Origin of the sequence: Arthrobacter alpinus (assembly GCF_900105965.1) — a bacterium.
Classification (GTDB): Bacteria; Actinomycetota; Actinomycetes; order Actinomycetales; family Micrococcaceae; genus Specibacter; species Specibacter alpinus.
Genome location: NZ_FNTV01000001.1, coordinates 3,728,990 through 3,745,701 on the forward strand (window position 1 = coordinate 3,728,990; position 16,712 = coordinate 3,745,701).

A 16,712-nucleotide genomic window follows, 5' to 3' on the forward strand; every position below is an offset into this window, starting at 1 on the left:
GTGCTGCAAATCCGGCATATCTGGGGATAAATAAATGACCCCTCATGCACCCGCCAGAGCCCGCTTACCCTTGCTACCTTCCGGTCCTGGGGGAGTTCACAGGGTGACGCCACATGAGGGGCCGGGAATCAGCTTACCCGACTGTGGCGGCGCGGGCGAATCCGATCGCTGGCGACGGGCATTTCAATATTGATCCCGCGGTGGTACGTTCGCCACAGGGGCTTGGACCAGATTATTAAGCCGACCTAGCGCCATATGTGCCCCGGTGCGGTAGTAGGCGGGCGCAAGGAGTGAATCGACATGCTGACGTACGGATTCTTCGAATGGATCTTCTGGGTTTTGGCCATTGCTTCAGGCGTTCTTGCCATGGCCCGGGGTGAAGTCTTTTCCACTAATTCTTCCCAGCGGGTTCACCGCCACGCAGGTCAGCAAATTTTTCTGTGGATCGCAACTGTCGCCTTCGCGTTGGCAGGCTTCGTCACGGCCGTGCTCGCCATGCGTGGCGGTCACTGACGCTTACTCTGCAAGTCAAGAATTATTGACGACCTGGAAATAGCTATTTCCACGTGACGAACATCAGACGTGATGAAAGTCATGGGAGCGTGGCAAGCTCGTAGGGTTGTTTTTGCCCCGTGGATACGGCGGCAGCACCGTATTTGTGGGGCGTGGACGTGATGCGTCCGCGTCCTATATGTGGCGGCTGCTTAGGAGTCACCAGGTGGAGATATAAGGGCAATCGGGCTTGAACGGGTCCTGTTGCCCTTATTTCCTGCCCAAATTCCTCTGCCGGAACCCCCCGGAGCCTGCCGGTGCCAGGCGGGGAGAGGTGCCTTGGGTCTCGATTCGTGACTTAGGCACTTTGTCAGGTACTCTTGAACCTGCCGTGTTCTGCACGGCAAGCTGGAGGATTCGCCTAGCGGCCTATGGCGCACGCCTGGAACGCGTGTTGGGTTAACGCCCTCGGGGGTTCAAATCCCCCATCCTCCGCCAATTGAAGGTCCGGAATCATTTATGATTCCGGACCTTCTCTCGTTAAGCCCCATGACAAAGAAGGGTTTAGACTCTGGCTGTGAGCACTCAAACTTTGAACACCATTGCCCTGATCCTCAACGATGGATCCGAAACGTCGCTTCCGGAACTGGCCGACAAGGCCGTCCTGCTGGTTAATGTGGCCTCCCAGTGCGGCTTCACCAAGCAGTACGACGCACTCCAGGCGCTCCACGAAAAGTACAGCGGAGAAGGCTTGAGCGTTGTAGGCGTTCCGTGCAACCAGTTCGGTGGCCAGGAGCCGGGCACTGAAGAGGAAATTGTCGAGTTCTGCCGCAAGAACTTTGGCGTGTCCTTCCCGCTTGCAGCCAAGGCAGAGGTCAACGGGAGCGATGCCCACCCGATTTTTGCTGCGCTGACCCAGGACGGCACTGAGCCGGTCAAGTGGAACTTTGAAAAGTTCCTCATCACCTCCAGCGGTGAAGTTCTGGGCCGTTTCGCCTCTGACATCACGCCGGATGCGCCCGAACTCGTGGCAGCAGTTGAAGCCGCGCTTCGCTAGAAAAACATTCTGAGAACCGTTAACTTAGAATGTGGCGCAGCTTCAGAAGCTGCGCCACATTCGAAGTTAACGGTGCGCACAAGTTACTAGAAGCTAGCGGGCAAGACCGTCCAGCCAGAACTGCAGGAAGGCTGCGCCAGCGAAGTCGTTGACAACGTCGTCGCCCAGCTGCAGGTCAGCCGCCGTCTTTACGGGGTACGGCTTCGAGGGAACGCCCTCGGCCGGCCGAACATCAACATGCTTCACCACATGGTCCTGGTGGTGAAGCCAATCGGCCATGGCGTAGTCGGTCCGGGAATCACCCACGGTGCGCCACGCCTGCGGCACAATGCCCTGGGCAGCCAGCAGTTCCACGGCGCGACTGGCACCGAGATCCTTGCCCAGACGCACGGATTCAATATCCGTGGAGATGATCGAGGGGTCAACGCGGTAGTCGATACTGCCCGCTGAACCCGGCGCCCGGTGCTCAAGCCGGGTGGCACCCAGATCGTGCTTGGCGAGCAACGCCAAGGCATCGGCGTCGAACTTTGCTTGTTGCGCAAGGTAAGCATCGCTCTCAACTTCCACATGCTGCTCGACCGAGACCATGGCGCGCTTGGTCTCATCAAAGAACATGAAATCGGCGTAAGAGCGGGTGACGAGGTCGCGGATGTCGTCGCCGTAGGCCTTGGGCATGGCCAGCGCATTGTCGACGTGGATGGGGCCCGGGCCATCGGGTGTGAAACTGAACCAAACCGCGCCCTTCTCGCAAATCGCGTGAACCGTGGAGCCTTGCGGCAAGCCAGCGGCCAACATGGGCGTCATGAGCTGTTCGGCAATGAAGTCATCGGAACGGCCGGTATTGAACACCACCGGAATGCCCTGCCGGACAAGCTCGATCAGGCTCGTGATGATGCCGGGCGAGACGCGGCGGGTCACAGGGCTGGCGAGCGGGCCATCCACATCGAGAAGAAGGGCAAGCGGGGGATGCAAAAGAGTCATGGCCCCATGTTCCCAGCCCCGCCGGTTGAAGTGCTACTTTGTGTAACCTTTTGGCGACACACCCCACGGCTCGGCGGCGTGGCAGTTCCTTTAGCGACCTGTAGTCCCTAGTCTGAAGGAGTGATCTTCAAAGCTGTTGGCGACAAACGCCCTTACCCGGACCATGGCCACGTTACGCCCAAAGACTGGGCCGGCGTTGCGCCGCGGCAGGTCAGGCTTGCCGAACTGGTCACGACCAAGGCGCAGCTGGACCTTGAAGCGTTGCTCGCCGAGGATTCAACGTTCTTTGGTGACTTGTTCCCACACGTTGTCCAGTGGCGGGACACGCTCTACCTTGAGGACGGCTTGCACCGGGCCGTCCGAACCGCACTTCACCAGCGCACCATCTTGCATGCCCGTGTTCTGGTGATAGATGACTAGCCCTCCTGCAGGGCCGCCCTCGGGCACACCTGCAAAGAAGAACGACGGCGCGAACCCCGCCACGGAGGGTGGCGCACCCTCCACCAGCGGAACGGCCGATGCTGTTGCGCTCAGCGCCGGGCAACGGCGCCGGGCCGCCCGTGACGAGCGGCGGCAGGCCAAAGACGCCCTGTATGAACTGCGGAGGGCACGCAAGAAGGCCAAAGACGGTACGTCCTTGCGAGGCCACCACATTGTCAACGCCCAGGGGCTGGCTGAAGCATTCCCGCCTCCCGAAACCCCAGAATTTGAACCTGTCACGGTGCGCCGCAGGATCTTGCACGGCGCAATTTTGGTGTTGTTGTTGGCGATGCTTGTGGCCGCCTTGGTGCTGGCGAACATGGTTCAGCGCGGCGAGATCGAGCTAAAGTTCGGCCAGTGGAAGCCCCTTTCTGCCCCCGTCAGCTGCCCCTCCGAAACACTTGGCTATGCGCCCAATGCAAGCGTGACTGTAAACGTTTTCAACGGCGGAAGCACGGAAGGCAAAGCCGGGGTGGTGGCCGAAGAATTGAAGAAGCGCGGATTCCTGGTTAAGGACGTAGCCAATACGACCAGGGACTATTCCGCGCCCGCAGTGGTCATCTCAGGGGCCAAGGGGCACTCGGCGGCCTACACGCTCCAGAAAAACTTTCCCGACACCGATTATGTCCAGGACGATCGCCAAGATGCCACGGTGGACGTCATCATCACCGCCAATTACGGCGCCTTGGTGGCCGTGCCCAAGGTGGACACGAATCCCGGCGTGCTTTCCTGCCCAGGGCTGAGCCCGGCTCCCAGTACGCCTGCCGTGAGCGCCCCGGCTGTTCCTTAGTCCAGGGTGACGGGGTTGCCCTGTGCGTCAAAGGCTGCACCAACCCCGGCCTGAATGAACCGTACGGCGGCGGCAATGCGGTCTTCGTCGGGGGTGTCCGAATTGCGGCGGGAGGCGCTCGCGGTCAAGGAGCCGTGGATCAGTTGGACCAGCCCTTCGATGTCCGCCATGGGCAGGAATTTTTGATCCATGCCGTCGCGGAGGATATCGATCAGGATTGTATTGAGTTCTCCCACGTGGACGCCCAGCTTGGAGAAGGATTCGCTTGAGAGGACCGATCGCATGGCCGGGCCCGGTGGCAGGTGGCGGCGGGTAAGGTCTTCCAGCTGCGCCCGTACATACAGGGCCAAGCGGTCCACTGGATTCTTCAGGCCCTGCAGGCTGGACTTGAGATCGGCCACAAATTTGCCGGTTTCATCCAGCGCGTAGGCCACCAGAAGTTGTTCCAGATCGGCAAAGTAATTGTAGACGGCGGTTCTGCCCACGCCGGCGGTCCTGGCAACGTCGGTCATGGTCAGACCGGGCAAACCGTGGGTAAACAACAGTTCGCCGAAGGCGTTGAGGATCTTGCGCTGCGTTTGCTCGCGCTGCGCCGCGTTCGTGGGGGCGGCTATTCGAGGCATAGTGACAGTTTAGCGGCATTTCGTCAGCAAAAGTATTCTGCCGCGCACTACCGCTGGATGGCCGCGCGTCGAATCGCAAGAACGCGCAGTACGGCCGCGCTGACATCGCGTTCAAAGGGGAGCTCGGCCATGGTCAGGTGTGAGGCGGCAAGGGCCTTGTCGATGCATTTGGCCACGAGCCGCTCGGGAATGTGCAGGGTGCGGCCAAAACGCAGCCAATCATTGCGGTTGAGCCCTGTTCTTGCACCCGCACTGCCGCCAACCGGCAGGGCCATTCCAGGGTCTCGGGACGGATCGCCGTCGAGAAGTTCCGTCAGGATTCCACCGGGCACCCCGGCCGCAAAGCCTTGTTCAATCTCGGAGGCCAGTGTGCACTGGAGATCATAGGCAGGGGCTACGAGCCATTCGCCGCTGGGCTGTTGCACCACGGAGATGTTCTTGGCGTGGAGATTGCCGTTGCCAGTGAGCCACGCAAAAAGAAACTGCAGGAAAATGTTCCGGGCGGCCAGCGCCTGGGAGGCGCACATTTTCACGGCGGCTGCCGCCACGGCCTCACTTGGCACCGAATATTTGCGCCCGGGCACCAGGCCCATCAGCTGACCGCAATCCTCAACCGCCAGTGATCCACTGGGGGACCGGTCAAAACGTGACACCAGCAGTGCGGCGTGGCCGGCGCCGTCGTACACCAGGCGGGCCTCCGCAACCGGGATGGACAGGGCTTTTGCCTTGTTGAGCAGCAGGAATTCTGTTTCCACCTGGCGTTCGTGGCTGCCGTCGTTGAACTTGAGGATGTAGGCGCGGGTGGGGTCCTTGTCATGGCGGTAGGAGGCTGTGACCTTGTCCTGCAGGCCCGGGAGGGACGATAAATCCACGGGGCCGGGGACGGCGGCAAAATCGGCAAAGCTGATGTCGTCCATGGTCTTGGTAACCGTGAGCAGCGCCGGAATGATTTGCGGCTTCTCCCCGGCTGCCACGATCTGCACATCCCCTATGGGGTTCTCGCCCGCGGCCAACAGGAGCGAGAATTCATCCGAAATGGTGGTCTTCACGGCCCACCGGAGCTTGGCAAGGCGTTCGCCCTCGGGCAGCAAGCCGGCAAAGAAGGCCGGAACATTGCCGTGGCCAAGGGTCACGGGGACATCCAGGGCGGGCAGGGTGGACGCGATGGCGGGGCCGCCGGCATGGAGATAGCCGCTGAGGTAGGAGAACACCACGCCAAGGCCGGGGCTGCGCGTCAAAGTTGCTGCTGCTCGGCCCTTCTTGTAGATCACGGCCTGGGTGACGTTTTTGGCGTACTCCAGATTCTTCATGACCCGTTGACCTGCAACGAAAGGGTCATGCCCAGGGCCGAGGCCACGGCGGCCAGGATGTCCAGCCGGACGGTCTCGCGCCCGTTTTCCAGATCGCTGAGCACCCGGGTCGAGATGTCGGCCAGATCAGCCGTCTCACTTTGGGTCAGGTTCAAGGTCCTGCGCCGGGTTCGCAAGGCGGCACCGAGTTCGGCAACGTCCATGAATTCACGTCCTTTCCCTGCTCCTGCTGGTCTTACGGGTGCTGCATTGCCATCATCCTATGCTCTGCGGTCTCATTTTCTGCATGATCATGCAGAATATTAAGCGGCAGCGCCGTGGAGTGCCGGTGGTCCGTGCGGGTTCAGCGGTTGGCTAGGGTTATTCGGTGACTAATTTTCTGCAAAAGCGTCCTTGGACGGGCCGAATTGGAGCCCTCGTAGGCATCATGGTCATGGCCTTGAGCCTGCGCACGGCCGTCTCGGTTGTTCCACCTCTTTTAGGAGAGCTGACGGGAGAACTGGGATTCACGGCCGGAACCACGGGGTTGCTGGCCATGATGCCGCCCCTGCTCTTTGCCATTTTCGGTCTCCTGACACCCGTCCTGATCCGCAGGTTCGGCCTCGAAAAGGCGTTGATTGCCGCCGTCGTACTTGCCGTGGCGGGTCAGCTGGGGCGGGTTGCAACGCAGGAGGTGTGGCCGTTCCTGGGCCTGACCGCTGTGATTATGGCCGGCTATGGCATTGGCAATGTAGTGCTGCCGCCGCTGGTCAAAAAGTACTTCCCCGACCGCGTGGGCCTCGTGACCGCCGGCTACGTGACGCTGTTGGCGGTGGGCACGGCGATCAGCCCACAGCTGGCGGTCCCGATTGCCGGGGCGGCCAACTGGCGCGTCTCCATTGGCATGTGGGCCTCGGTTAGTTTCCTGGTGCTGCTGCCGTGGGTCACGCAGTTTGTGCGTGACAGGAGGATCCCCCTAGCCCCGCACGACGGCGCCACCTCCTTGGCGCAACCCGCGCACCTGGGTGCCGCGAGTGCAGGCGGCGCAGGATCCGTTCCGCGACTGCGCCCTTGGCGTTCCCCGGTGGCGTGGGGGCTGGCCATCTTTCTTGCGGGGAACTCGGCCCAAACCTATGTGTACTTTACGTGGCTGCCGCCCTACCTGTCCGGGCAGGGGATTGATGCGGCCACGGCCGGAAGTGCACTGGCCTACTTTGCCATTCTCGGGCTGCCGGTGAGTTTGCTGGTGCCTTTGTGGGTGCCGCGGATGAAGAATCCGATCGTGGCCATTGGCCTCTTCGCAGTGTGTTGGGCCACGGGCCACCTGGGCCTGTACCTTTCGCCGTTGGATGGAACGTGGCTCTGGGTGACGTTTGCAGGCTTGGGCCAGGGTACGTTCGCCACGGCGCTGCTCATGGTCAACCTGCGCTCGCGGACAACCCACGGTTCCTCGGTATTGTCAGGATTCAGCCAGGGCTTGGGCTATGCCGGTGCCGGTCTTGTGCCGCTCGTGTTCGGAACCATCCACGACGCCACGGGAACATGGACGGCCTCCTTCGCGATGCTCGGGTTGTGCCTCGCTGTCATGATGACAGGCGCCGTGATGATCAACGCGAAGCGCTACATCGAGGACTCAGCACAGTAACCGGTGTCGTCCTCAAGGTGCAGCCACGCTCCAGACAAACGCTCGCGCAGAAGTGGGGGCCTTTTCGCGAACGCTCGCGCCGATGTGGGGGAGATGCTCGCCCAAGCGGGGTGGGCGGCGTCGTCCTAGAAGCTGGAGGAACTGCCGGAACCGGAGAAACTTCCGCCGCTGGAGCCGTAGCCGGAACTGCTGCCACCTGAACTGGCTTGAGTCCGGGCGGTGTCCACCGCGGACTGGCCACTGGCATACCCGGTGCTGAACGCATACACCGGGTAAAACATGTACCAGTTGGAAACAGAGCCCAAGATGGTCGCGGGGCGGCTGTCGATGTTGTCGCGGCGGCTGCGATCCATGGCTTTTTGCATGGATGTCCGCTCGGAGCCGGTTTTGGCATAGATGGCGATCATGGCCGTCGAATGCTCCTGCAGAAGGTTTGTCAGTTCCACTTGAATATTCCGGAGCTCATCCAGGGCCACATCCGGTGTGATGATGCCGGCCTGGACGTCGGCGGACAGTTGCTGGAGTCCCTGCATGCGCTGGGCCTGAAAAGCGGCCAGGGCTGCGGTGCTGGGCTGGCCCTGTGCTTCGCGCTGGGTCAACAGTTCGGGAAGCCCGGCCAAGTCATCCATCAGGGATCCTGTCTGCCTGTCCCATGCGGCGCCCCAGCCCGAGTACTTGTTGAGCAGCGTGTTGGTGTCCGCGATGACGTCATCGAGGCGGTCCAGTTCTTCGGCCAAGTCGGCATACTGGGCCGTGACCTTCACGTTGCCCGCCTTGGAAAGTTCCTTCTTGCTGAAGGCATGGGCCTGATGGTTCAATCCACTGGCCTCGTTGTAAAGCGTGCTGAAGTTGCGGTATTTTTCCAGCACCAGTGAGCCGTACGTGGAGGATTGGGGGATGGTTTTTGCATTTAGCTCTGTGACGGGCAGTTCGAGGCTGACGCTCGCGAAGCCGGCATCGCCGCGCTTGAGATGTTCGGCGGCCTTGGCGCGGTTCTTGGCTCGCACGCCAGCCCGGATACCCAACCCCAGCAAGGCCAAGCCGCCGGTGATACTTGAGGTGATGATGAACCCTGCCGACAGGTACCAGGGCTGGTTGATCAGCTTGGCACCTTTCTTGACGCCCTCGATGGCGCCGTCGGTCCACTGGGCCTCGCGAAAGAGATCCTTGGTGGCGCCTTGGATGGCCTCCTGCTTTTCCAGCGAGACCTTGCGGTCCTCACCCATATAGGTGCCGACTTGGCGGCCTGCAGGATCAAAGGCAAGGATGAATAAGCCGTCCGCCCATTTCTGGCCGTCGGCGCTGATCCATTCCGGGTGGTTGGCCCGGGCGTAACGAAGCACCTCTTCGTTGAAGTTGTCGCTGGATGAGCCGTTGCGGGTGAAAACAACAACCTTGGTGGGGCTGTGGAAGCTGATCTTCTCCAGTGCGGGGAGCAACTGGGGTTGATACAACACCCCCGCGGTGTCCTCGACAATGATGTCCGTTGGTGGAGCGGCCATGGCTGAGGGCGCGATCCCCAAGATGGCCATGAGCGTCAGTGCAAGAATCCCCAGAATCTTCTTCATGGGTACAGCCCACCATTTTCTTTGGGGTGGGTGCAAGCTTGGATGTCGGACCCTCCTGTCAACTGGACGCCACCAGGTTCGAAGCTGGCCGCAGGCGAACCCTGAAAAAATCAGTCAAACGGCGGCGGGCCAACAATAACGATCCCGCCATTGTTCTTCCCGGACTCCATGATTTGATCGAAATCAACCACCCCGCTGCCCTCGCCGCCCATGGGTACGCTGGCGCCCATGTAGAAACCCTGGGCGTTGCCGGGCGTCTGGAAGCACAGCACGCTGGTGTCCTCGGCCGTGACCTTGAACGCGTGGGGTTGGCCGCGCAGCGCCATGACCAAGCCGCCTGCGCCGACCCGCTGTTCAACGCCGTCGAGGTTCATGAGGATCTCCCCGGAGAGGATGTACAGGGCCTCGTCCGTGTCCGGGTGGATGTGCATGGGCGTCACCTTGCCGGACTCCATTTCATCCCGGTAGATCAGCGAAGCGCCGTCGGTGTCCTCGGTCTTGGCCAGCCAGGTGTGGACACCGCCACCGTAGAACCACCGCTGCTCACCTTCCACTGCCTGGCGGATGAATGACTTGGCCTGCTTCTTCGTGTCCATGGGACTCGCCTCTTTATTGGGCTAATGAGTTTATGGGACTGATGTCTCATAACAAGACTGCGGTATCATAAGCTTCATGTCAACCCCTTATTTGGAACTCGGACGCAGCGGCCAGAAGCGGCGCACACTCAACGCCCTTGTGGAGGCTGCGCGTGTGATGGTCGCCGCCGGAAAGTCGCCAACTGTCGATGAGGCTGCCGCTGCGGCCGGGGTGGCAAGGAGTACGGCCTACCGTTATTTCCCGGGGCAGCGTGAACTGTTGGCTGCAGCCCATCCGGAGACGGCGCTGGAGTCCATGCTGCCTGAAAACCCGGGACAGGATCCTGCAGAGCGGCTCGACGCCGTCGTACGCCGATTCACGGGCATGATCGTTGAAACCGAGGACCAGCAACGGACCATGCTCAGGTTGTCGCTCGATCCGGTGGAATCCCGCGGAGGCCTTCCGCTGCGCCAAGGCCGGGCCATTCCCTGGATCACCGAGGCGCTGGAGCCGCTGCGGGGCAGGCTGTCCGACGCCGAAATTCACCGCTTGGTCTTGGCCGTCCGTAGCGCCACCGGCATCGAAGCCCTCGTCTGGCTGGTGGACATTGGCGGGTTGTCGCGTGAGGAAGCCTCGGCGTCAATGCGCTGGAGCGCCCAAGGCTTGCTTCGTCAGGCGCTGGAAATCGGGCCGCCAAGCTACTGAAGCCACCCCGATGAATGTTGGGGCAGGTGGTTCCCTCTAGGAGGGCTACTTCTTTGTTTCGTCGTTCGGGTGCTCTTCGTGAAGCTTGGCCTCGCGGGCATCGAGCTCCGCCTTGAGCTTGCGGAGCCGTTCAGCTTCAAGTTTCTGGGCCCGGTTGACGGCCAGATTGCGCAGGAACTCCGGATCGTCATCCGGAGCTGCGGAGCGGCTGCCGGAGGACGGGACGTGCCGGGTGGGGGCCTGGCCGGAGCGCTGGACCGATGCGGACACGGAGTACTGTGGCCGGCCAAAGAGGAACCAGAGAATGACGCCAATGACATTCAGCAGCACAATGATGAGCACCCAGGCGGCCTTGGGGAAGGTTCGGACATCCTTTGAATCGCTACGGAGGCAGTCGATGAGTCCGTACACAAAAAGGACAACAACCAAGGTCACTGGAATGATATAACGCATACCTCAGTCTACCGTTGATGAACAAAAACGAACGGGCCAAGCTACGGGGGAGACACTCAGCTTCAGCGGCTAAACTTGGCCCGTGGCTTTCTTCAAATACTCCCTGATCCGTGGCGCGCTTTTCCTGGCGTTTTTCCTCATCGCCTACATGGCGTTGCATGTCCAGCCGTTCACTGCGGCCGTTGTGGCCGCCCTGTGCGCCTTTGTGGTGAGCTTCCTCTTCCTGCGCAAGCAGCGTGACGGGGCCACCGCCGTCGTAGCCGATCGCTTTGCGCCGAACGCCACCACCACGCAGTCGGCCGGTGCCATCGACGATGCCGACGCCGAGGACGCTCTCATCGACGAAAATCCGGACATCTGGATTGATGCGGACCGCAAGTCCGGAACGCCTCAGCTCGGCACGGAGAAGCCCGAATAGCCTTTACAGTGCGGTCAACACCATGGCCGCGGCAAAGAGCACGCTGAATCCGAGGTTCAGCAGCCCCGTTTGCTGTAGAACCGGGATCAGGCTCTTACGCTTTTTCCCTTTGAGCATGAGCCAGCTGGGCATCAGCATGAACGGGATCAGCAGCAGCACCAGCAGAATCCAAGGCTTCGCCGGAGCGATGAACAGCATGAGCACCACGGACAGCACCAGCATCAACACGTAACTCAGGCGCGCATTCTTGTCGCCCAGCCGCACCGCCAGGGTCCGCTTGCCCACCTCGGTGTCCGTGGGAATGTCACGGACGTTGTTGGCCATGAGAAGTGCGACGGCGATGAGTCCCGTTGAGATTGATCCCAAGACTGCCGCCGTGCTCACCGAGCCCGCCTGGGTGAAGGTGGTGCCGAGCGTCGCCACGGGGCCGAAGAACACAAACACAAACACATCGCCAAGGCCCATGTACCCGTAGGGGTTCTTGCCGCCCGTATAACCCCATGCGGCAAGAACGGCGCCGGCTCCGACCAGGATCAACCACCATGCCTGAGACGCCAGGACCAGACCCAGTCCGGCCAGCATGGCCAGGGCAAACATGGCGAACGCGGCCATTTTGACGTGGGACGGTTTCGCAACGCCACTGCCCACCAGGCGCAGCGGGCCAACCCTGACCTCGTCGGTTCCCCGAATACCGTCCGAGTAGTCGTTGGCGTAGTTAACGCCAATCTGCAGCAGCAGGGCAACAAGTGCTGCCAAGACGGCCCGGCCCCAGTGCAGTTCACCCAGGTCGTAGGCTGCGGCAGTACCGATAATCACGGGAGCCACTGCCATGGGCAGGGTCCTCAGACGAGCCCCGGATATCCATTGCCCCACAGTGGCCACAGCGTTACTCCTTATTGTGCAAATGAAAACTGAATGCGGACCCACAAATAGGACCCACAGGGTTAATTGTGCCGCTTCGTGGCGCTATGCGGCTTGGGCGGCATCGGCCAGGGTGGCCAAAATTGCCGACCTGTCGGGCTTTCCGTTGGCCAACAGCGGCAGCTCGGAGACGAACACCACAGTCTTGGGCACAAGATGCGGCTCCAAAATCGAGGTGGCCCCGGCCATCAGCTCCGCCTCGGAACAGCTGGCCACAACCATGGCCGCAACCTGCTGGCCCCATTCGGCGGAAGGCACGGGGACCACGAACGCTTCACGGACGCCCTGCACACGGTGCAGGCCATCCGTCACGGCAGTTGCGGAAACCTTTAGCCCGCCCGTGATGATGACATCGTCCACACGGCCCAGCACCCGCAGCCGTCCCTCAGGGTCCAACTCGCCCAGATCGCCGCTCTCATACCAACGCACCATCTCGCCGTCGTGCTCTTCCTCAAAGAAGGACGCCTGGGTGAGGGCGGCATCGCCCAGATAGCCGGCAGCCACCACGGGCCCACCGAGCCAGACCCGGCCGTCACGGATGGCGAGCTCCACGCCTTCGAGCGGGACGCCGTCGTACACGGCACCGCCGCACGTCTCGCTCATGCCATAGGTGGTCACCACGTTCAGCCCGGCACCGCGCGCAGCCTCGAGCAGCACGGGGTTGATGGGACCGCCGCCGAGCAGAATCGCGTTGAAACGGCGCAGCACCGTGAGCGTCTCCGCCGTCGGATTGTTGAGCAGGCGCGTCAGCTGGGTTGGCACCAACGAGGTGAAACGCATCTTGTCGGTGAGCTCCAGCGCGCCCTCGGTGAACGCCTCGGGGGTGAACCCGCCGCTCAGGTCCATGGCCCACGGGCGGGTTCCGGCGAACAAGCTGCGCACCAAAACCTGCAGGCCCGCCACATAGTTCATCGGCAGAGCCAGCAGCCACTGTCCCTCACCCTGCAACGCCATCGCCGTGCCCACCGACGATGCCGCCAGCGACTCAACGCTGAGCATGGTCCGCTTGGGTGTGCCGGTGCTCCCGGAGGTAAGCACGACGGCGGCAATCTCGGTGTCGCTGTCGGCTGGCAGTCCCAGCTCACTTTGCGGGATGAGGGTGAAGCTGCCGTCGGGGGCAATCTGGACCGCGGGGCCCTCGCCGGAGAGGGCCTCGGAAAGTGCCTTGAGCAGGGGTTCGATGTTCATGTGCGCCTAAGTATTAGAAGTAGTACGGGAAGGAGGACCAGTCGGGGTCGCGCTTTTCCAGGAACGCTTCCTTGCCCTCCACTGCCTCGTCCGTCATGTAGGCCAGGCGGGTGGCCTCGCCGGCGAAGACCTGCTGGCCAGCCAGGCCGTCGTCGGCCAAGTTGAAGGCAAACTTGAGCATGCGGATGGCTTGCGGGGACTGGCGGGCAATGTCGGCGGCGTATTCCAGCGCCGTGTTTTCCAGGTCCGAGTGGGCCACGGCCTCGTTGACGGCACCCATGCGGACCATGTCGTCCGCGGAGTATTCGCGGGCCAGGAAGAAGATTTCGCGGGCGTTCTTCTGGCCGATTTGGCGGGCCAGCAGTGCCGAGCCATAACCGGCGTCGAAGGAGCCCACTGTGGCGTCCGTCTGCTTGAACTTGCCGTGCTCGCGGGAGGCGATGGTCAAGTCAGATACCACGTGGAGCGAGTGCCCGCCGCCGGCTGCCCAGCCGTTGACCACCGCAATGACCACCTTGGGCATGGTGCGCATGAGCCGCTGGACCTCCAGGATGTGGAGGCGTCCGGCGCGGGCGGGGTCGATGGTTTCCTTCGTCTCGCCATCTGCGTACTTGTAGCCGTCGCGGCCACGGATGCGCTGGTCTCCGCCGGAGCAGAAGGAATGGCCGCCGTCCTTGGGGGAGGGGCCGTTGCCTGTCAGCAGCACGGTTGCAACATCCGGGGTCATGCGTGCGTGGTCCATGGCGCGGTACAGCTCATCGACGGTGCCAGGGCGGAACGCATTGCGGACCTCGGGGCGGTTGAAGGCGATCCGGACCGTGGGGAGATCCCGGACGATGTTGCCTGCCGCGTCCCGCTCCACCTGGCGGTGGTATGTCATGTCGGTGAAGTCGAAGCCCTCCACCAGACGCCAACGGGTGGGGTCGAAGATGTCGGATACCTGATCTGGAAAATTCGTAGCGCTGCTCACCCTTGTGATTCTAGCTGGCGCGAGCCTGTGTACCGGGCGCTAGCTAATACAGAACTCGTTGCCTTCGGGATCGGCCATGGTGAACCATGCGTGCGGACCCTGGCTTGCCTCCCAAAGAAAGGTGGCACCGCGGGCTTCCAGCTTTTCGCGTACCGACTCCTTGGTGTCGCCGCCCAAGCGCACGTCCCAGTGAATACGGTTCTTGCCAGTCTTCTTGTCCGTGCTGCTTTGAAACAGAATCCTGGGTTGATCCGGGCTTGCCCCCACTCCCGCTGTGATGGCCTGGCCGTCTTTCCAAACCAAGACGCCCTTGTGGATGAGTGTTTGCTCGTCCGTGGCGAAGCCTTGGTCCACCATGGAGCGGATGAAGTCTTCGTCGCTTGGCTCGGTCTGCCAGCCCATGGTCTCGGCCCACCAATCGGCGAGTTCGTGCGGATTGATGCAGTCAACAACTATTTGCAATGAGTAGGCCATGGGGAAAGTCTGCCGTGGCCTGCGCGGGGCGTCCAGTGCCTAAACGCATACGCACCACTCGAGACGAGTTCGGCGCAGAAACACGTATACGCACGACTCGAGACGAGTCGTGCGTATACGTTCACATAGCGTTTAGGGCTTAGGCCAAAACGCGCAGCTTGGAGTTGCTGCGACCGAACAAAACGTTGTCCAGGGAGAACTTGCCGGGGCCAACAAGGGTCAGGGCAAGGGCTGCGGCACCCAAAAGGAGTACCAGCTCGTAGCCGCCGGCCTCAACGAAGACGCCTGCCGAGGCGTGGACCAAGAAGATGGCGCCCAGCATGTTCAGCGTCAGCAGGGCAGCGAACGGACGGGTGGCGAGGCCAAGGATCAGGGCGATGCCACCAACCAGTTCCAGCGTGGCAATGATGGGCGCAACTACGTCCGCGGCGGGGACACCCATCTGGGCAAAGGCGCCCTGGGTTCCGGTGATGGTGAATTCGTTGTACTTCTGCCAGCCGTGGGCGGCGAAAAGGAAGCCAACTACAACGCGAAGGACGGTGCGGGCAACGGTGTTCAGAGCAAGGTTATTCATTGGAATCTCAACGTTTCGTGGGGGTCATGGAAAGGCCTTCAGGAAGAAGCGCCGAGCATCAATTGATTGAAGCTTCAATCAAAGTCTCTCAGATATCAAGTTGATACGTCAACTATTGAAGGGTGTGTGACGCTTTTGGACGCGCTTACAGGCGCTGCGGGGCCGTCCGCTAGTGTTTTTCCATGACTGCAATTGCGCCCGTGACCTTGCAAGGAAAATACGTAACTCTTGAACCCCTGAGCATGGACCACCACGACGGCTTGGTCGAGGCAGCCTCCGACGGCGAACTGTGGAACCTTTGGTACACCTCGGTGCCGCGCCCGGAGGGTATCCGTGCCGAGATTGAGCGCCGGCTGACCTTGCAGGATACGGGTTCGATGATGCCTTTCACGACGCGGCTCAACGATCCTGAAACTGGCCAGCCCGGCAGGATCATTGGCATGACGACGTACTGCAATATCAGCGCAGATGTGCCGCGCCTGGAGATTGGCTACACCTGGAATGCGGCCAGCGTGCAAGGAACCGGCACCAATCCGGACAGCAAAAAGCTCCTGCTTGAGCATGCGTTTGAGGTCCTGGACTGCGTGGCGGTTGAATTCAACACGCACTGGATGAATATGCAGTCCCGAACTGCCATTGCCAGGCTCGGCGCAAAGCAGGACGGCGTTCTGCGCGCGCACCGCCGCATGCCCGACGGCTCTCTGCGCGACACCGTGGTGTTCTCCATCCTCGCTGCGGAGTGGCCCCAGGTCCGCAATGGCCTGGACCTGCGCATCAACAAGCAACGGTGACTTCTCCGCAGGCTTCTCCGCAGTGGGAAGGCGCCGTCAATGCCCGCCTCCTGGCAGGGGACATCTACCGGATGGGCCGCAGTGAATGGTTGACTGAGCGCGGCTGGGATCAGGTTTACAACGACGGCGTGCGTACCGTCATTGACCTGCGGAACCCCGCGGAGCGCAAGCGCAGGCCAAGCGACCCGGAGGTGGGTGAGCAAGCGTTGGCGCGATTCGCCCTGGTGCATTCACCAACAGAGGACCCGGAGGATCCGCGCTACCACGAACATTTTGTCCCATATATGAACCATCCCCGCCTGTATGCGGACATGGTGGCGATGTTTCCGGGGCGGATTGCGGCCGTATTTAAGCAACTGGCGACGGCCCAGGGCAAGGTGGTGTTTCACTGTTCGGCCGGGCGGGATCGGACCGGGCTCGTGGCAACCCTGATCCTTGCCTTGCTGGGCCAGGCGGAACAGGCTGCCAGGGAGGACGAGCTCGCGGCGCGGGGCATCAACGAGTGGCACTTGGTGGCGCCGGTCAAACATCCGTATGAGCGTCATCTGGACCCCCGCGAGCTGGCAGAGGTGGTCAAGGGCCGCGGAGAGGCTGTGGCGGAATTCGTCGGTGGCCTGGACGTGCGCGGTTTCTTGCTGAGCAACGGTGTTACGGCGGCCGAGATTGCGGCGGTTGTTGCGCGCTGCCGATGACCGCTGATCGAGCTTGTCGAGATCC

21 protein-coding genes, 1 tRNA gene and 1 other RNA gene are annotated in these 16,712 nt (G+C 61.8%); 10 read left to right on the plus strand and 13 right to left on the minus strand.

Features of this window, described 5'->3' with window-relative positions; all coding sequences use genetic code 11:
* Window positions 1-30: 30 nt before the first annotated feature.
* An RNA gene (ffs, locus tag BLV41_RS17050) (signal recognition particle sRNA small type) lies at window positions 31-126 on the minus strand.
* A 174-nt stretch (window positions 127-300) separates the two neighbouring features.
* Between ffs and BLV41_RS17055 the strand changes: the two genes are divergently transcribed.
* From BLV41_RS17055 to BLV41_RS17065, 3 genes are all read left to right on the plus strand, one after another.
* Window positions 301-513 carry a hypothetical protein gene (locus BLV41_RS17055; RefSeq protein ID WP_044574962.1) on the plus strand — a complete coding sequence of 71 codons (213 nt, stop codon included), beginning with the start codon at window positions 301-303 and terminating at the stop codon, window positions 511-513.
* Between the two features lie 389 nt (window positions 514-902).
* A tRNA-Ser gene (locus BLV41_RS17060) sits at window positions 903-990 on the plus strand.
* A gap of 79 nt (window positions 991-1,069) precedes the next feature.
* Window positions 1,070-1,549 carry a glutathione peroxidase gene (locus tag BLV41_RS17065; RefSeq protein ID WP_074712675.1) on the plus strand — a complete coding sequence of 160 codons (480 nt, stop codon included), beginning with the start codon at window positions 1,070-1,072 and terminating at the stop codon, window positions 1,547-1,549.
* A 93-nt stretch (window positions 1,550-1,642) separates the two neighbouring features.
* On the opposite strand, the gene BLV41_RS17070 is transcribed toward BLV41_RS17065, so the two are convergent.
* Complete coding sequence (locus tag BLV41_RS17070) at window positions 1,643-2,530, minus strand: Cof-type HAD-IIB family hydrolase (RefSeq protein ID WP_074712677.1); 888 nt, start codon at window positions 2,528-2,530, stop codon at window positions 1,643-1,645.
* Between the two features lie 120 nt (window positions 2,531-2,650).
* On the opposite strand from BLV41_RS17070, the gene BLV41_RS17075 reads away from it, so the two are divergent.
* Both BLV41_RS17075 and BLV41_RS21460 read left to right on the plus strand, forming a co-directional pair.
* Entirely contained in the window at window positions 2,651-2,950 is a 300-nt protein-coding gene (locus tag BLV41_RS17075) for a type II toxin-antitoxin system VapB family antitoxin (RefSeq protein WP_044574969.1), read from the plus strand.
* On the plus strand, window positions 2,943-3,800 hold the full coding sequence (locus BLV41_RS21460; protein WP_083360845.1) for a LytR C-terminal domain-containing protein: 858 nt from the start codon (window positions 2,943-2,945) through the stop codon (window positions 3,798-3,800). Before BLV41_RS17075 ends, BLV41_RS21460 begins: the two co-directional genes overlap by 8 nt.
* Here BLV41_RS21460 and BLV41_RS17085 read toward each other — a convergent pair.
* From BLV41_RS17085 to BLV41_RS17095, 3 genes are read right to left on the minus strand one after another with little or no spacing between them, the layout of a single operon-like run.
* On the minus strand, window positions 3,797-4,423 hold the full coding sequence (locus tag BLV41_RS17085; RefSeq protein WP_074712679.1) for a TetR/AcrR family transcriptional regulator: 627 nt from the start codon (window positions 4,421-4,423) through the stop codon (window positions 3,797-3,799). The genes BLV41_RS21460 and BLV41_RS17085 overlap by 4 nt on opposite strands.
* A gap of 47 nt (window positions 4,424-4,470) precedes the next feature.
* Window positions 4,471-5,733 carry a type II toxin-antitoxin system HipA family toxin gene (locus BLV41_RS17090; RefSeq protein WP_074712681.1) on the minus strand — a complete coding sequence of 421 codons (1,263 nt, stop codon included), beginning with the start codon at window positions 5,731-5,733 and terminating at the stop codon, window positions 4,471-4,473.
* The gene (locus BLV41_RS17095; protein WP_044574976.1) at window positions 5,730-5,936 is read right to left on the minus strand and encodes a helix-turn-helix domain-containing protein; all 207 of its coding nucleotides are present in this window, start codon (window positions 5,934-5,936) and stop codon (window positions 5,730-5,732) included. Before BLV41_RS17095 ends, BLV41_RS17090 begins: the two co-directional genes overlap by 4 nt.
* Window positions 5,937-6,100: 164 nt before the next feature.
* On the opposite strand from BLV41_RS17095, the gene BLV41_RS17100 reads away from it, so the two are divergent.
* Window positions 6,101-7,357, plus strand: coding sequence for an MFS transporter (locus BLV41_RS17100; protein ID WP_244516955.1), 1,257 nt, complete (start codon window positions 6,101-6,103; stop codon window positions 7,355-7,357).
* A 125-nt stretch (window positions 7,358-7,482) separates the two neighbouring features.
* Here the strand turns inward: BLV41_RS17100 and BLV41_RS17105 are convergent, their stop codons facing one another.
* Together BLV41_RS17105 and BLV41_RS17110 are read right to left on the minus strand one after the other, a co-directional pair.
* Window positions 7,483-8,925 (minus strand): DUF5129 domain-containing protein, encoded by a 1,443-nt coding sequence (locus BLV41_RS17105; protein ID WP_074712687.1) that lies wholly within the window; start codon window positions 8,923-8,925, stop codon window positions 7,483-7,485.
* Between the two features lie 110 nt (window positions 8,926-9,035).
* Window positions 9,036-9,521: a cupin domain-containing protein gene (locus tag BLV41_RS17110; RefSeq protein WP_044574986.1), complete on the minus strand. Its 486-nt coding sequence runs from the start codon at window positions 9,519-9,521 to the stop codon at window positions 9,036-9,038.
* 76 nt (window positions 9,522-9,597) lie between these two features.
* On the opposite strand from BLV41_RS17110, the gene BLV41_RS17115 reads away from it, so the two are divergent.
* Window positions 9,598-10,206, plus strand: a complete 609-nt coding sequence (locus BLV41_RS17115) for a TetR/AcrR family transcriptional regulator (RefSeq protein ID WP_074712688.1) — start codon at window positions 9,598-9,600, stop codon at window positions 10,204-10,206.
* 45 nt (window positions 10,207-10,251) lie between these two features.
* On the opposite strand, the gene BLV41_RS17120 is transcribed toward BLV41_RS17115, so the two are convergent.
* Entirely contained in the window at window positions 10,252-10,659 is a 408-nt protein-coding gene (locus BLV41_RS17120) for a PLD nuclease N-terminal domain-containing protein (RefSeq protein WP_044574990.1), read from the minus strand.
* Between the two features lie 82 nt (window positions 10,660-10,741).
* On the opposite strand from BLV41_RS17120, the gene BLV41_RS17125 reads away from it, so the two are divergent.
* Entirely contained in the window at window positions 10,742-11,077 is a 336-nt protein-coding gene (locus BLV41_RS17125; protein ID WP_074712690.1) for a DUF4229 domain-containing protein, read from the plus strand.
* Window positions 11,078-11,080: 3 nt separating this feature from the next.
* On the opposite strand, the gene BLV41_RS17130 is transcribed toward BLV41_RS17125, so the two are convergent.
* From BLV41_RS17130 to BLV41_RS17150, 5 genes are all read right to left on the minus strand, one after another.
* Window positions 11,081-11,959 carry a 1,4-dihydroxy-2-naphthoate polyprenyltransferase gene (locus BLV41_RS17130; protein WP_074712692.1) on the minus strand — a complete coding sequence of 293 codons (879 nt, stop codon included), beginning with the start codon at window positions 11,957-11,959 and terminating at the stop codon, window positions 11,081-11,083.
* An 84-nt stretch (window positions 11,960-12,043) separates the two neighbouring features.
* Window positions 12,044-13,186 carry an AMP-binding protein gene (locus BLV41_RS17135; protein ID WP_074712694.1) on the minus strand — a complete coding sequence of 381 codons (1,143 nt, stop codon included), beginning with the start codon at window positions 13,184-13,186 and terminating at the stop codon, window positions 12,044-12,046.
* A gap of 13 nt (window positions 13,187-13,199) precedes the next feature.
* Entirely contained in the window at window positions 13,200-14,156 is a 957-nt protein-coding gene (locus BLV41_RS17140) for a 1,4-dihydroxy-2-naphthoyl-CoA synthase (protein ID WP_044575008.1), read from the minus strand.
* Between the two features lie 39 nt (window positions 14,157-14,195).
* Window positions 14,196-14,630, minus strand: coding sequence for a VOC family protein (locus BLV41_RS17145; protein WP_074712696.1), 435 nt, complete (start codon window positions 14,628-14,630; stop codon window positions 14,196-14,198).
* 139 nt (window positions 14,631-14,769) lie between these two features.
* The gene (locus tag BLV41_RS17150; protein WP_044575015.1) at window positions 14,770-15,204 is read right to left on the minus strand and encodes a DoxX family protein; all 435 of its coding nucleotides are present in this window, start codon (window positions 15,202-15,204) and stop codon (window positions 14,770-14,772) included.
* A gap of 182 nt (window positions 15,205-15,386) precedes the next feature.
* Between BLV41_RS17150 and BLV41_RS17155 the strand changes: the two genes are divergently transcribed.
* Window positions 15,387-15,995: a GNAT family N-acetyltransferase gene (locus BLV41_RS17155; RefSeq protein ID WP_074712697.1), complete on the plus strand. Its 609-nt coding sequence runs from the start codon at window positions 15,387-15,389 to the stop codon at window positions 15,993-15,995.
* Entirely contained in the window at window positions 15,992-16,687 is a 696-nt protein-coding gene (locus BLV41_RS17160; protein ID WP_074712698.1) for a tyrosine-protein phosphatase, read from the plus strand. Before BLV41_RS17155 ends, BLV41_RS17160 begins: the two co-directional genes overlap by 4 nt.
* Window positions 16,688-16,712 lie beyond the last annotated feature (25 nt).

Bases quoted from the DNA above. Each gene is read 5' to 3' on its own strand.
- BLV41_RS17115 (WP_074712688.1), top strand. From the start codon at position 9,598: ATGTCAACCCCTTATTTGGAACTCGGACGCAGCGGCCAGAAGCGGCGC.
- BLV41_RS17135 (WP_074712694.1), bottom strand. From the start codon at position 13,186: ATGAACATCGAACCCCTGCTCAAGGCACTTTCCGAGGCCCTCTCCGGC.
- BLV41_RS17085 (WP_074712679.1), bottom strand. From the start codon at position 4,423: ATGCCTCGAATAGCCGCCCCCACGAACGCGGCGCAGCGCGAGCAAACG.
- BLV41_RS21460 (WP_083360845.1), top strand. From the start codon at position 2,943: ATGACTAGCCCTCCTGCAGGGCCGCCCTCGGGCACACCTGCAAAGAAG.
- BLV41_RS17110 (WP_044574986.1), bottom strand. From the start codon at position 9,521: ATGGACACGAAGAAGCAGGCCAAGTCATTCATCCGCCAGGCAGTGGAA.
- BLV41_RS17120 (WP_044574990.1), bottom strand. From the start codon at position 10,659: ATGCGTTATATCATTCCAGTGACCTTGGTTGTTGTCCTTTTTGTGTAC.
- BLV41_RS17095 (WP_044574976.1), bottom strand. From the start codon at position 5,936: ATGGACGTTGCCGAACTCGGTGCCGCCTTGCGAACCCGGCGCAGGACC.
- BLV41_RS17090 (WP_074712681.1), bottom strand. From the start codon at position 5,733: ATGAAGAATCTGGAGTACGCCAAAAACGTCACCCAGGCCGTGATCTAC.
- BLV41_RS17145 (WP_074712696.1), bottom strand. From the start codon at position 14,630: ATGGCCTACTCATTGCAAATAGTTGTTGACTGCATCAATCCGCACGAA.
- BLV41_RS17105 (WP_074712687.1), bottom strand. From the start codon at position 8,925: ATGAAGAAGATTCTGGGGATTCTTGCACTGACGCTCATGGCCATCTTG.
- BLV41_RS17150 (WP_044575015.1), bottom strand. From the start codon at position 15,204: ATGAATAACCTTGCTCTGAACACCGTTGCCCGCACCGTCCTTCGCGTT.
- BLV41_RS17155 (WP_074712697.1), top strand. From the start codon at position 15,387: ATGACTGCAATTGCGCCCGTGACCTTGCAAGGAAAATACGTAACTCTT.
- BLV41_RS17055 (WP_044574962.1), top strand. From the start codon at position 301: ATGCTGACGTACGGATTCTTCGAATGGATCTTCTGGGTTTTGGCCATT.
- BLV41_RS17070 (WP_074712677.1), bottom strand. From the start codon at position 2,530: ATGACTCTTTTGCATCCCCCGCTTGCCCTTCTTCTCGATGTGGATGGC.